14 protein-coding genes are annotated in these 14,257 nt (G+C 44.3%); all 14 read right to left on the bottom strand.

The window, feature by feature from the left end:
• Positions 1-249: 249 nt before the first annotated feature.
• Positions 250-2,142, bottom strand: coding sequence for a hypothetical protein (locus ACESON_RS11410; RefSeq protein WP_373109942.1), 1,893 nt, complete (start codon positions 2,140-2,142; stop codon positions 250-252).
• A gap of 16 nt (positions 2,143-2,158) precedes the next feature.
• Complete coding sequence (locus tag ACESON_RS11405) at positions 2,159-2,386, bottom strand: hypothetical protein (RefSeq protein ID WP_373109940.1); 228 nt, start codon at positions 2,384-2,386, stop codon at positions 2,159-2,161.
• 4 nt (positions 2,387-2,390) lie between these two features.
• Positions 2,391-2,690, bottom strand: a complete 300-nt coding sequence (locus tag ACESON_RS11400; RefSeq protein ID WP_373109938.1) for a hypothetical protein — start codon at positions 2,688-2,690, stop codon at positions 2,391-2,393.
• Positions 2,691-2,773: 83 nt separating this feature from the next.
• A complete protein-coding gene (locus tag ACESON_RS11395; RefSeq protein WP_373109937.1) occupies positions 2,774-4,027 on the bottom strand; it encodes a hypothetical protein in 1,254 nt (417 codons plus the stop codon).
• On the bottom strand, positions 4,017-4,412 hold the full coding sequence (locus ACESON_RS11390; RefSeq protein ID WP_373109935.1) for a hypothetical protein: 396 nt from the start codon (positions 4,410-4,412) through the stop codon (positions 4,017-4,019). The genes ACESON_RS11395 and ACESON_RS11390 overlap by 11 nt, the downstream gene beginning before the upstream one ends.
• A 13-nt stretch (positions 4,413-4,425) precedes the next feature.
• Positions 4,426-4,803, bottom strand: a complete 378-nt coding sequence (locus tag ACESON_RS11385) for a hypothetical protein (protein WP_373109933.1) — start codon at positions 4,801-4,803, stop codon at positions 4,426-4,428.
• Between the two features lie 14 nt (positions 4,804-4,817).
• On the bottom strand, positions 4,818-5,759 hold the full coding sequence (locus ACESON_RS11380) for a DUF2612 domain-containing protein (protein WP_373109932.1): 942 nt from the start codon (positions 5,757-5,759) through the stop codon (positions 4,818-4,820).
• Positions 5,756-7,207 carry a hypothetical protein gene (locus ACESON_RS11375; protein ID WP_373109930.1) on the bottom strand — a complete coding sequence of 484 codons (1,452 nt, stop codon included), beginning with the start codon at positions 7,205-7,207 and terminating at the stop codon, positions 5,756-5,758. The genes ACESON_RS11380 and ACESON_RS11375 overlap by 4 nt, the downstream gene beginning before the upstream one ends.
• The gene (locus ACESON_RS11370) at positions 7,168-7,557 is read right to left on the bottom strand and encodes a hypothetical protein (RefSeq protein WP_373109929.1); all 390 of its coding nucleotides are present in this window, start codon (positions 7,555-7,557) and stop codon (positions 7,168-7,170) included. The genes ACESON_RS11375 and ACESON_RS11370 overlap by 40 nt, the downstream gene beginning before the upstream one ends.
• A gap of 14 nt (positions 7,558-7,571) precedes the next feature.
• On the bottom strand, positions 7,572-8,084 hold the full coding sequence (locus ACESON_RS11365; protein WP_373109927.1) for a Gp138 family membrane-puncturing spike protein: 513 nt from the start codon (positions 8,082-8,084) through the stop codon (positions 7,572-7,574).
• The gene (locus ACESON_RS11360; protein WP_373109925.1) at positions 8,081-8,965 is read right to left on the bottom strand and encodes a hypothetical protein; all 885 of its coding nucleotides are present in this window, start codon (positions 8,963-8,965) and stop codon (positions 8,081-8,083) included. Before ACESON_RS11360 ends, ACESON_RS11365 begins: the two co-directional genes overlap by 4 nt.
• Positions 8,962-9,291, bottom strand: a complete 330-nt coding sequence (locus tag ACESON_RS11355) for a hypothetical protein (RefSeq protein WP_373109924.1) — start codon at positions 9,289-9,291, stop codon at positions 8,962-8,964. Before ACESON_RS11355 ends, ACESON_RS11360 begins: the two co-directional genes overlap by 4 nt.
• A 16-nt stretch (positions 9,292-9,307) precedes the next feature.
• Positions 9,308-9,937, bottom strand: coding sequence for a phage baseplate protein (locus tag ACESON_RS11350; protein WP_373109922.1), 630 nt, complete (start codon positions 9,935-9,937; stop codon positions 9,308-9,310).
• Positions 9,937-14,247 (bottom strand): tape measure protein, encoded by a 4,311-nt coding sequence (locus ACESON_RS11345; RefSeq protein WP_373109921.1) that lies wholly within the window; start codon positions 14,245-14,247, stop codon positions 9,937-9,939. Before ACESON_RS11345 ends, ACESON_RS11350 begins: the two co-directional genes overlap by 1 nt.
• Between the last annotated feature and the right edge of the window lie 10 nt (positions 14,248-14,257).

Genomic DNA, 14,257 nt, shown 5'->3' with positions numbered 1-14,257 from the left:
TCGGATGCGCTGCATGATGCTATGATTCATTTTGTGACCACAAGGCGGGGCAGGATGTTCCACCTGGTGTTACCCAGCCCATTGTTCAGATTCAGGTACCGCGCGCCGGCATTAGCCCCATTGTTCAGATTGCCGAACCAGAGGCGCGCAGAGGAACAACCAGCCAACGCATCATGCAACCCAATATTTTGCATTAAAATCAAATTCTTTTATAGGGGAAGCCCCCTCTCCGCTAAAGCGGATTCACCCCTATGCGGCTACGCCGCGACGGAGGGATGAAAGGCGGGGCAGGAGGTACCACCAGGCGTTACCCAGCCCACCGTACAGATCCAGGTACCGCGCGCCGGCATAAGCCCCACCGCCCAGATGGCCGAACCAGAGGACTTCTCGCACCGCAGTAATTCTACTTCCTGTGTGTACACCATCCGAATAGCCAGTACTTGTTGTAGCCAGTAATCCTGTTGGCAGCCCAATGTATGGATACCGCTCATCATATCCAACATCTGATATATACTTCCATGCATTTCCAGTGTCGGGCACATCGTAAGAAAGAGCAGTATAATCATCAGTAATTTTGGTTGATATCTTGCGGCTGTCATTGACAATGTATGGCGTCTGCTTGTATGTATCACTTTCTGCATCGTACACACCATCCATAATGATATCAGAAACAATGATATATCCCCCATTACCCATTTCCACCCCAGAAATAACAAACGGCTCCTTACTATTTTTCGGATTTCCGGGAGAGCCATCCGGTCCGAGGACATTATCACATGACCCAGATCGCCAATGCATCGTACTGAGGTAAACCGGAGATGCCAGTGTTTCAGATAGTGTTACCGTTTCTGTCGAAAAATCGGTATCAACATCCACATAGACAGCGCTGTTATTATCGTCATAACTTTCGATTTTGAGAATTTTTACACTGTCAGCATACTTATGAATCTCAGCAGCCGAACGATCAATGCTTACCGTACTGCCATTGAGTTTTCCATGTCCAATCGATACATAGGAGCCGACAAGCAGACTGTTTGCCTTACTTTTTTCAATGATAATTCTTTTTGCAGCAGATTCCTCGACAGTCGCAGGCGCCTGAGTGCCGTAGCTCGTGCATCCCGTCATAGTAGCCTGACTGTTTTTGTTTGCAAATTTCATATCATTCATCCACTGAACCCATGCCATATCGGTAGATGTAAAACCACAATACTGAGTTCCTTTTTTCTTAAATTCAGTTATCTGGGTATTGTATGATATAGTTTGTCGGGCAGGAATGCGACCAGAAATGGATGATATCACCCCATTGTCATCACGAACACCAATGTACTTTGCTACAAAATAAAATGACCGGTATGTTCCGTCCGGTCGTACTGCAGCGGCCCACGGCTTCATATCATCCTGGGGCTTGTCAGCGAACTCCCATCCTTCCTCCGTATCTGTGCAGAATCTCCGATAAAACGGAGTCAGGAATGCTCTATAAACATCTCCATTTCCTCCATATCGGTCAAACTCCGGAGAACCTTCAACGGCCGTAATGTGCGGCTCTCCATTTTCATCCACATATCCGTTCACATCGATTCCGTTAAACATCAGATTTGTATTCGGTTTATCGGCGAAGTCATTCCTGCCTTTAGCCTCATTTGTGGATGTTTCAACAACAACGTCTGCATTATCCCCAGTCTTGGTCCCGAGTGTGGACTGGCTCTGTGAAAATCGCGGAAAAGTTACTCCGCCCCGCCAGCCGGCCCGATGCAGGTCAAACCACTGTGACCATGACATAGCATCGTCTTTATTTATTTTCTGAGCCATTTGGCCGCGAACAGCTTCTCCGGCAGTGGGATATGTCACACCATCAGCGCCCAATCTCACATCTTTGATTTCTGCCTCATCCGGGGTCGAACCTGCGATAATTTCATCCAATCTCTTTTTTAAATCAAGATATCTGGCATCGTTGACAGAATACAGCGTCCAGTAGCTACTGTCGGCAATATCAGTACCACCTGGCACATCCCGGATCGAAATATAACTGTTTCCTGAACTTTCATCAAAAACAGTAGTCCAGAATTCATATGACTTATTGCGGCTCCATTTGCCGCCATTTGTCGGTCTTACTTTTACATAATAGGTTTTTGTTTCCGGCATATTATCCTCCATATTTTCATAAAATTACGAACTCCAAAGCAAATGTTGTGTCTCCTGTATAGCTGATTTCCAGTCCATCATCACGCCAGATCGCACTGATGGGCTGCGCAGAGACCAATGTAGCATCGATAACTTCAATATCTTTCGATGTCACAATAAGGCGACCAGGAATCGTGACTTGCACTTTTCCATCGCCGCCTTTTCTCATTAATCCATATAATCCCTGTCCAATGATGCATATCATACAATCACGACCTTCTCTTTGGGAGTATGTAATCAATTGCTTCTACTTCCACACCTCTGCTTGTCGCTGACGTTGATGTAGCGGTAACGTACAGAGCTTTGTGATACTCTTGCGTATCAGATCCAGGTATCATCTGCCACGCTTCATCTGGTATCAACCAGGAATTTTCCGCTCCTTCCGGCGGATCAAGAGTAACAGTAATATCCCCTCCTGACATATTTTTTACGAGGAATTTAGATACATCCAGCTCAAATTCGAACTTCGTAGTATCTCCTGCATTAGTAGGTTTTCTAATCGGATTCAAATTTTTCAGCACCTCCCTATAATATATCTTTCATTTCAATTTGTGCAAATATGTTATATTATAACGTACAGTGTTATACCGGATTAGTATATTACTGTCGCAAATAATGCAGAAATAGTATCAGCGCCAGACAAGCATTGGGCCAGCACTTTAATCCTATCTCCAGATTTAGCGGTAAAATATTTTCCCTCTGTTGTTCTCCATGCATAATTATTTTCCGCGTTGATATTGAGGGAATCCATCAGGGAACCGTTTTTATAAATCTCGCACACTGCAACGCCAGATGATAAATAGGATGCAGCAACGCCTGTGTAGGTCACTATCCCGTCTGCAGGCATAATCATGACCTTCTCGTCAGATGGTATATAGTCTACAGATGACATTCCGTATCCTCTTACAGAAAATGCAGACAATAACGCAAATCTTCCTCTGCCACTTCCGCTTCCAGTAATTCCGAGGCACGATTCACCAGGGGCCAGTTTCTGAGCTGTTAAACCAATCACGTTGGCAAGCATTTTTTCCCCAATTCTCGCTTCTGGGTAGCCGGCTGTGGCTGCTATAACATGGGCCCCATAGGATATCCGCAGATATAGATATCCATTGTTCAATACAGCTGATTTGCATGGATCGATCGCTGGAATATTTGGCATTGTTCCGGTCTCCATCTTTCCAGCTATTCCAGCTGTCTTTCCCTCTAATATATACGATGCCTTTGCAGTAGCATCTCCGGTAAATCTGCCTTCAATGTATCCACCTATGCCTCCTATTCTTGCTCCATTCCGTATATTTTGGGATAACAGGTTTGCAATAGGGATTGTTATTCTGTCGGCTATATATCCTTTTACGCCTGCGTATGTAAACAGCCCAGCATATCCATTTTCTGTTGCAGCCACGATCTTGCTGTCGTTGTATGCGCTTTGGTCGGATGGAGAAAATTTATCCCCCGATATTACCTCTATCCCTCCAGGAACCGATTTTCCCTTTGAAAATCCGGTGTGTCCAGACAAAACACTGTCCGAAGTAATGTCTCCTGCTGACGTATCTACAACGTTGGAATCTCCCCTTACGCCAAAAATAACCGCTTCATTTCGGATATTGCCCGGAATCAAATTGTCATCACCATCAATAATAATGTCTTCTGCAATATAGCTGCCTGCAGGTATGGTCTGCTTGTTTTTGCCCGGAGCAATCTTTTTTATCACGCAATCCTTAATTCGGCCAACCTTTGCTGCTACGCTATTCCCAGAATGAAAAGTCTTCGGATATCTTACATCATCTTCCGTAGCTGTGTCTTTCCCGGCAGAAATTCCGCCACCAATGTTAAATCTAACCGGCATTCACTTTCACCTCATTCCTTATCTCAATGCAGTCGATGGATATTTCCCGTACAGGAACCGTTACGCATGTGAGTACAAGGGCTCCTTGCTCCGTTTTTCCGGTCATTTCCGCTTCTTGGACGGCAGTGTGACTTGCATTGTTAAAATATACATTAACAATGCTATCCTCTGTAATGGATACATCATTAATCTGATATTGCTTAGAATTCCAGTCTCCAGGCCGTATTCGGATATTACGCATAATTTTAGATGCGTTATATATGGCCGCAGCATTCTCTACCGCCTGACCAATCGTGGCGTTAAATACATCTGCATGGTTCCAGTCAGTCGGTTCCAGGCGCCGCACGGGTCCATATGTTGGATTTGATACATCATAATCTGCCATTTACAACCCCTCCCTATGAAAAATCATCGATAATGTAGTATGTGCTATCCAAATCATCAGCACGGGGCTTAAACATCTCAATGGATGCAAGATCTCCCTCAGCATCGATCAGCGCTACTTCGCTGATGCTCTTTCCCTGCAGCTCTCCTTCAGCGATTGTATAACCGTATTTATATCCAAGCCGTCCAACAGGTTCAATGCTGTCAACATTCTTCCGAAACAGTTCGTGATTTAACTCAGTCATAGTTGGCAGCGGCATCTGTACAACCCCAGCTTCATCCACCCCTCCATCTCCAAAAGCAATCTGAACAATGGCCGGAAGAGTTCTTTTTCCCGCCCTTGCTCCTGCCATTTTTTCTTTCGCAATATTAGGTACTGCTACTTTTGCCATAGTCTTTATCCCTCCTATATTTTCGTTGGCTGATACTCGATTTCAAACGATATGTCAGATATATACGATATAATCAACCCATCATTTTCAAATTCAGCCGACAGGTTGCTGTTTGATTCAATGTAATTTCCATTGTCCACAGGGAAATCCTGCGGCGGAACCGAACCGGCGCCAGTGGGTTTCTCCATTGTGACCCACGCAGTATTGTCATTGGGGGTTATCATCAGCCGTTCTGGAACATCGTATATATCCTGAATTCTGGAATTCCACCTATGTTTAATTGGATGCATATCATAAATAATCTGACCAGATCCCTCAACAGCAGCATCCAGCTGGTATGTGCCATTAAGCTGCAATGTACCATCAATCCTGCGAACGCTGCCAAAGAACGGGATTGTATTCGTATGGATTACATCAGCTATCTTTGTCTCCCAGATATGCCGGACACGAATAGCCCATGCGATCATATACCTTACTTTCACGCCCGCTGCTCGAATGGTAAGGGTCCGTGCAGACAACGCATCGTATTCTGATATATCATGCTCTCCAAGGCTTATAATATACGTTGCAGGTTTTTCTCGGTCCTCGATGTAGGTCACATTATTAACATTCCAAATTAATTTGATTCCATTGATGATGTCGTAGTATGTGGCCGCCGAGTTATTCAGCAAAATCTTATATTTAAGCATCTTCCGATAGAGATCATCTGTCATTTCATAAGCATCATCACGCAGGATAATGCCTTGGGCATCTGCTCTTGATATCCCGACAATATCTCCGATGTTATCCAGATTCACTCCTTCCTGGCTATCAATGTCTGTTAGTTTCCTCAGCTGCTGTTGGATCGTGTAAACTTCTTGCAATTCATCCGCAATAGCCCGCAGTATCCCAGTGATAACAGGCTTGTCCCAAAACTGGCTAAGTGTAGTAGCTATCAGCTCATCGTAGACAATCACGCGATCACCACCTTAATCCGGTTCTCTGCTATAACAATCTTCTCTCTTTTTTTTGCAATGATATTGTCGTCGGTATACTCATGATCCTGCGGAACTGCTCCAGAATTGGAGCTATGATACTGCTTTACCTCTACTCTGGACAGCCCTGGAATCTTACTATATATCGCACCAATCAATGTCTGGTTATATAGGGATTCGCCAGCAGTCAGGCTCCCGTACCGCTCTATGGCAAGGTCTGTAACAAGACGCACATAGTTTGACGGGATGCTTGCCTTATCTCCAGACAGTGTGACCGACAACCACGCATAGACAGATACAGGGCGATTAAACCGGATTTCAATGATTGTCCCGTTCTCTCCCTCGCACTGGACAGAAACATCTCCGTTGGTCTGGATTCCTCCGGCCCTGCGGGCTAATATACCATATGCGATATCATCATCCTTTCCACCTTCGGCAATAACCTCGATGGAATGTGGCAGCCGTCCTTCAGAATCTACGGTATCCGTATAATTCTCGTATACATTAACCGAAATAATGTTTTCTACGTGCTGCAACAGGTAAGATCGTATCGATTCCTTCATGTTGCTCGCATTGCTATATATCTGTGCGATATAATCCTGCCGGTACTCGTAATCCGGAGTCGCAAGACATCCAGCAATAGGATCAATCCGATTGTCGCACCAGTTGAATCCTGTAGACGAATTGCTGATAATATTGGTAATCGTATTGTCTGGCAGGATAATGGCGCCGTATTCTGCCGTTGAGAATTTAACCAATCCGGTAACAGATTCCGTTGTAAGACTTTCGGACAGCTTCATGGAATGCAGCTCCTCTGGCTTTTTACACCGCAATACCAAGATTCCATCCTGGATTGACTTATTTATGCAATCCGTCTTAATTACATCAGATATTCCTTGCAGTATTGCTTCTGCATCCGTCCCGTCAGAAATATAGGTATATTTTTCATCGTCAATTTGCACTTCATAGGTAACACCAGAAGCAGCCACCACCAGTCTGATATATGCTTCATTGAACGCATCTCTGCTCACCACAGTATCTGCGTCACACAGAAGATCATGTCTCGGGTTTGTATCGGCTGCTATAATAGTGCCTGCAAGCAGTGTGTTTCCATCCGTCATATTGCATGATATCTGATACACTGTTTTTCTAGCTGCCTCTCGCCTGACGTTTCCGAATTGACAGGCATCATCCAGGGCAACTCCCTCCGCTGTGCTGGGATGCAGGCTGTTATACACGTCCAAGCATTCTTCATGCAGCTGTGCTATCAGATCTGATATTGGCATAAAAATAGCCAGATTCAAAACTGAGTCTGACTTTTTTGTAATATCGATGCCGGCATAACGCTGCACCCTGTCCGCTATATCATTATAAATTGTATCTTGCCGTTTCAGGACGTAGCCCTGTTTTGTGACGCCGTATTCTCCCATATGCTCACCTCGCTTTCGATAATTTCTTTGGACGTTTTCGCCTCCCAGTTGATAACAGCGCTTCTTGTACTCCCATCAACTGTTATCCGTACATCAATCACGCGGACGATTCCATCTATCTTTTCAATCTCCTTTCGAACCATTCTTGCAATTCTATCTGTATCCGGATTTTTCACAAAAACTTCTCCATACCAATTCATCCCTTTTGTGGTATCAAACGGCCACTCACCCAAAAACCAGCGCAAGTGTACATTAATATCCTGCACAATAGAATTTCCGAGAACAGCATCTCCATACTGGTTAATGTAGAGGTCTCCACCGCTGTCAAGCAATACATCGTTGTATGTCATCCAGATGCCTCCTTTTAATCGTACCGTATGTTGGGAGCATTGCAATCTCCTACGCTCGTAATCCCTCCAGACACATGCACATTGTTCTGCACTTTTAGGTTTCCGGAAATATAAAGATTTCCTTCAATAGCCATACCGTTATTTGCATTTGCATAATTCTGAAGACTTGCAGGCGTTTTCCGAAGTTCCGGGATGCACACAGTATTCTGAAGACTGTGTGACATGGACTGCACTGCTGTTTTTCCAGATATCCACCCAGATATATCCGCATCACAGATTATAAGCAAGCAAGTCTGATTTGGTTTCACCGGAACAGCAATGTTGGCAGGCATACAAATTGGTACTCCTGCAATTACCGGATACTCCATCATTGTGCCATCCGGTTTCCTCAGCTTTCCAATCGGTTTCACCTCGCATAACCCGTTGCTGCTGTTGTACGCCATGATAGTAGCTGGCATTGCAACATGCAGATTCCCTATCTGATCTCTTATTGCATTTCTTATGGCTTCCACCATTTCACTTGTCATGTTCCCACCTCCACTATTTGTGCTGTACACAGCCAATCGCCTTCCAGGTTATCGCCGGATATCTTGATATTTTTCACCCGAAATATTCCGGATGCCTTTTTTGACCTTAGCTGTACAAGATCATTGACACCTATTGCACCATTCAGAAAATATTCGACTTCGTAGCCATAGATTGTTGCCTGACTGGCCGTATCTGTGGTTGTGCTTTCGGCTCCTATTGCTATTCGCTTCGGAACTCCAACAAGCCCGGTCTCTTCGGACAGGATATATGCCCTTTGCGATACAGCTTCGTTCGGCGCATGTACCTGACATACACCATTCTGGATGCACCATCTAATATTATAGGCGCTGCATAGCTGTGTAAGGCAATCAGCTGCAGCGCCTATATAAGCATATCCCAGTGGTAACCTTGCGGCCGCAATGATAGCAGCCGCAGCAGCCCCGTATATACAGGTAATCCCCATCTGCGTAATGCAATCTTGAATTATCATCTGCAATGGAACATCTCCAACATAGGAAAGCGATACATAGGTATCTCTTATCGCAACCCTGCCGTCTACTACATCGATGTCTGTCTTTCGATCTGCCTGCTCCATGGTAGTAGATGGCTGGATAACGTTACCGGAAAATATCAGAGGTTTCGTATTTCCGTAACCTGCATATAGCGCAATCATGCAATCTTTCTGCTCCAGAATAGATACATGAGCATCATTCAGGTTCCAGATTGAGATTGTCCCTGTATTGTTGGATGACACATCCGTCTTTTCCAGTTCAAATTTTATATGCAGCGCTCTTCCGGCATCCGTTTCCTCTCCAATTTCCATTCCAGGCTGTCCTGCAACACCGGCAACCAGCCTGTATCTTCGGTTCCAGTTTCTCATGGTGTCCATCCCTCCAAATCCGCATTTGGAATATACGCAAACAATGCTTCTCCGTTCTGAAATGCATTCTTGCCGACGTGAGCCAGGTCTGTGATACATCCAAATTTTCCATCCGGAAGCCGAACATCTGTGTAATATTCTGTCAGTGGAAAGAGCGGAAGAATCTTGATCATCCCAAGAATCAGCTCGTCTGAAGAAGAATATATACTGAAAAACCAATTATCATGCAGGGAAGCATAAGTAAACCGGATGATATATTCTTTTCCGGACAGCGTAATTCTGCTTTTACTGTCATTCATGGCCGGCACGTCGATATAAATAGTCACCTCTTTACTCCCTCCTCTATTTTATAAGCCCCAGGCCCTTTCCTGCTTTATACAGCATGGATGCTTTCTCCTGGGATACTGCCTTTTGCTGGTTTTGTTTTGATCCTGCACCTCCAGAACCTGTTCCAGAGCTTACAGGAGTTGCTTCCGATGTTGCTGCCCTAGTCGATGCCGTTCCCGCACTAGCTTCACTTGCACCTCCTCTCACATAGCTATCCGGTACTGTTCCGGTCTTTGTGGATGTAACATCAATCTGCTTCAGTTCTATCGGAATGCGCCGAGAATAACCATCGTCAGCAGTTTTGGATATCGTCATAGACGTTATGCACATATTGTCCCATGTATTGTCGCTTGTCTCAAATGTGACCGGTTCCCGGCTCCAGAATATTTCCCGGAGCCGTTCTTCCACATCCTGAACTCTCGTTCTGCTTCTTCCAATTCTTTCAGCCCACGTTACAGGCGTGTTGGTAAGATACAGTGTTGTCCGGATAACAAGCGGATTTGGTGCAATCGAATCGTGCACTTTATATCCGCTTTCTACCGGATAATCAGGTGCGGATGCAGAATACTGCTCTTCCTGCGAGATCAAGGCATCGAATTCAATTCCATCCAATGTTGCCGGACGTGTCAATTTTTTTCTTTTCATTATGCCCTCCCATAAGCAAGTCCATCTGCAATCTTCTTGGTTACATCGTTACTGCTCCGGTCAAGCTGCTTGGAAGCCTCTCTTCCGGCTTTTGCATCTGTGGTCTTAACCGTGTTGTTAATCTCCACTTTCTGATTAATTGTGTTTCCTCTGCTTACATTTCCCACCGCTTTGGCGGTAGTATTTACGGTAGGCGTAATATTTAGTGCTCTGCTTACATCCAGTGCAGCCGATGTCAGCAGTCCCTTATTTTCCTTGAGGGTCCGGGCAAGTCCTCCCACAAAATCAGGCATCCATGTCTCGTAATCTACAAGCGGCCCTTCATCCGGACGTGAGAAGTGCAGGAAGGAACGAATCCTATCCGCCACACCCTTAACAGCGTTTGTCACCTTTCCTGCGGCATTGCGAATGCCTGAGGCAATTCCATCGATGATATCTGATCCCCATTTTAGTGCATCGTTTGGCAGGTCCTTGATAAATGACGTTGCATCAATCATTCCGCTTCGGATTGCTGATTTGAGCGATATAAGCCCCTGTCTTGCCCCTCCAGTCATTGCTGCCCAGGCGGAATCTGCAATTTCCTTTATCATGGTCCATCCGCCGCTCCAGTCAATCTGCGTATCTCCGATAAATCCGTTTATAAAATTACGGAATCCCGAGCAATGGTTATAAACCAATTCAAATCCTTTGGAAATCGGATTTTCAAGCAAATCTCCAATCTGCTTCCAATTATCTCGGAAATAATATATGACAACACTTGCTGAATCCTTTATTCCATTTGCTCCTACCCGAAACGCATTGACAAGTCTGGATACTACTGGCTCTGCATCAACATTCAGTGAATTATTTATTTCTGCAACTGTCCTACGGGTGACGGAAGCAACGTCTTTCAGCATGGTAAATGTCCTTGCGCGTATCTTTTCGGGCTCTTTGATTGCGGCTGAAATTGTGTCTTTGATTCCGGAAATTCCTGAAAAAATGCCTTTTTTCAAAGCAACGGCAAAATTCTTTCCATGCTGTAATGCCTGTGATGGCAGCGAGGTAATGAACTCTATCGCCGACTGGAAGCCTGTTCGAATCGTTGCCTTTAGTAAGCTGAGTTCCTGCCTTGAGCCGCCTACCATCGAAGTCCAACAGCTTAACGAAATCTCTTTTGCAGAATTCCATCCATTCTTCCATTTTTCCTCAATGCCATTCAAAAATCCATCTACATAATTCCGGAATATGGAGCAATGATTATATATAAGATTAAACCCACCGGATACTGGATTTACAAGGATATTGCCGAGAAGTTGCCAGTTGCCTCTCACATAAGACATAACGCCTGTCGCGGATGTTTTTACCTCTTTCATTCCATCGGAAAACGCCTTTGACATTTTTTCAATGTTTTCAGAGATGTCTGTTCCTGATAACGAACCGTTTATGTCGCCAATGACCTGTTTTACCATGGACATAGATGATTTTATACCATCGGCAACTTCCTTCGCTTTCTTTGATACCTGCTGGATAATTGACTTGCCATCACCTATGGTCTCTGTAGGTAATTGTTCGCTGCCTACTTTGATTTTGACTTTGGAGGCAATATTTTTTACATTTCTGATTCCAGTTCTAAATGTATCAGTGATTTTTTTCCAGGCTTTTTCAGCATCCATTTCTTCAAATGTTTCACTAAGCCCTCGAATAGCATCACGCAATACATCCTTGCTGGAACGTAACGTCTTAGCAAGCCCATCCACAAAATCAGGCATCCATGATTCATAGTCAGCCAGAGGTCCTTCATCTGGACGTGAAAAGTGCAGGAAAGACTTAACTTTTCCTGCTATCCCAGACACCGCTTCTGTAATTCCGGAGATTCCCGAAAGGATTCCATCTTTCAGACCAGCGATAAAATCTTTCCCCCACTGTAATGCCTGTGATGGGAGCGAGGTAATGAAATCTATCGCTGACTGGAATCCATCCTTCACAGTGTGCCCTACCTTAGATACGCTGGCATGGATGCTGTTAAGTACATTTTCAAATGTGCTCTTACTTGCATTGACAATGTTTCCAAATATACCTGTCAAAAAGTCCCAGATGGCCGTAAGCACCGTTGCAATAATACTATGTACTTTATTAATTGCGCCTGATATAATCCCCGTAATGCCAGACCATATGCCTTGCAGGAACGAAACAGCCCCATTCCACAACGAAGTAAAAAATGTTATAATGGCATCCCATGATGCTGTCCAAATAGCTTTTGTCGCCTGAAGGTTATTTGAAACAGTCTGTTTTACGGAATTAAGCGCATCTGTGATTGAGGCAACTATCCTTCTGAGAATTCCTACAACAACCGTCTGTACTGCACTCCACGCAGATGACCACGCTGTTCTTATAAGTCCGAGAATCCCCTTTATTACACCCAGGATGCCTTTTAAAATCCCACTGATAAAAGATAGGATAAACGTTAATACCGCTGTAATGACGGATTTTATGGCACTGAGCGCCATTTTAAGAATGAGTTGTAAGGTTTTTAAAACTCCTGATGCTATGTTTTTAATTGATTCCCATACGCCGGAAAAAATCTGTTTGATTGCCTCCCATGCTCCGCTCCAATCTCCTGCGAAAACAGACGATATAAAGCTGGCAACTCCTTGCAATACATCAAGGAATCCAGAAATAGCTCCTGACAAAGAATCCCACAAAACGCGAAACCATGAAAGAATATCCGATCCCCATGCTTCCCAGAACTTTTGAACCAGACCAAATACAAATTTAGCGACACTCAAAAGGCGGTTAAATGCTGCGATTGCTACATTTAACACTGCGCCAAATATAACAGATAATGCATTAAGAATATCTCTCCATATTGATAAAAGTGCCTCTCTCGTGTCCTGAGTAGAGTTGCTGATAGAATCCTCAGTACTCCCAAATATAACTCTGGCAATATTGGATATCACCGTCCAAACGCCATGCAAAAATGTTTTCACAATTCCCCATGCACGTTCAAACGTAGCTCTTATAGATTCTCCATGTTTATCAACAAATCCATTTACTGTATCCAGAAATATAGTAACAGCTTGCCCAAGAAATTCCCATATTCCCTCTAGGAACGTTTTTATACGCCTAAATACAGAAAATATAGTCTGCCTTGCTTTATCGGCGCCTACGCCGATTTTATCAAAGAATATCCCTATAACAGAGTCATTCCCTTTCAGGAAATTAAAAAAGTCCTCTAATGCAAGGACTATCAATGTTACAGCTGCCACAAATCCAGCTATTTTAAGGTTTTTCGGATTAAATAATCCAGGCAACCCTCTAAGCCCATTTTTAATCATGTTAATTCCCGCGATGATCTTGCCAAAATTTAATGCAAGCCACAACGCACTTGATACAATGAGCACTAATTTTATGGCATTCTCAACTCCGCCTATATGCTCAATCAATCTGCCAAGAACAGATCCGACTCGCGAAATCCAATCCGCTATTCTCGTCATCCAGTTCATAGCAGTCTTTAATGCGCTGGTAATAGCCGGCTGCGCCTTATTCAGCACAGCCATGAAGCCACTGAATGCACGAATCATCAGTTTTGCTACCTGCTGAGATATGCCAGCTCCTTCCCAAACCTGAGATACATACAGCCCCCACTGATTCCTGATGCTTTTTATGGCATCCGTAATGTTCGCTCCAGATTCCATATAGGATTTTTCGATTTCGTCTGCTGAATCGGTAAACGCTTCTTTTAACTGCTGGAGGCTAATCTGACCATCTGAAGCCATCTGCTCAAATGCTTCCTTCGATGCGCCCAGCTTTTTTTCAAGCAATGCTGCAGCTTCCGGGGATTTTTCTAATAGCTGCCCTATTGTTTCGCTATCAACAGCTCCCCTGGCAAATGAAACATTGATACTTTCCATAATTTCAGCAATCTCTTCATCTGTCTTTCCAGCAGTTTTAAACAACTGAGTGGCAGCATTGTTGAATTTAATAGCCTCATCCAATGTCCCAAAGAGATCTTTATTTTCCTGCACCAATGCGGACATAACCTTAGCTGTATCCGCATAAGAAGATCTGGTAGCGTTTGCTGCGGCAAGGATCTTGCTTTGAGCATCCGTCTGATTCAGCATTTCTTTTGTGGCAGTCTTAATCATCTGATTGACTGCTCCGAACTCTTCTGCCAGCGCATTTACCTTTACGATGGATACGCCGACCGCTATCGTCCCTAACGCATTTTTGGCGAAGTTTTTTAGAGATTCTATGTTGGATTTTGCTTCCTTGTCCTCAACATCAACTCCAAGAGCAATGCCAATTCGTCTGAGTATTCCTCCTCCAGCCATATTTACCTCT

This window comes from Lachnoclostridium sp. Marseille-P6806, assembly GCF_964238185.1.
Taxonomy (GTDB): Bacteria; Bacillota; Clostridia; order Lachnospirales; family Lachnospiraceae; genus Brotaphodocola.
The sequence above is the reverse complement of the archived record's forward strand: the minus strand, read 5'-3'. Positions and strand labels throughout refer to the sequence as shown.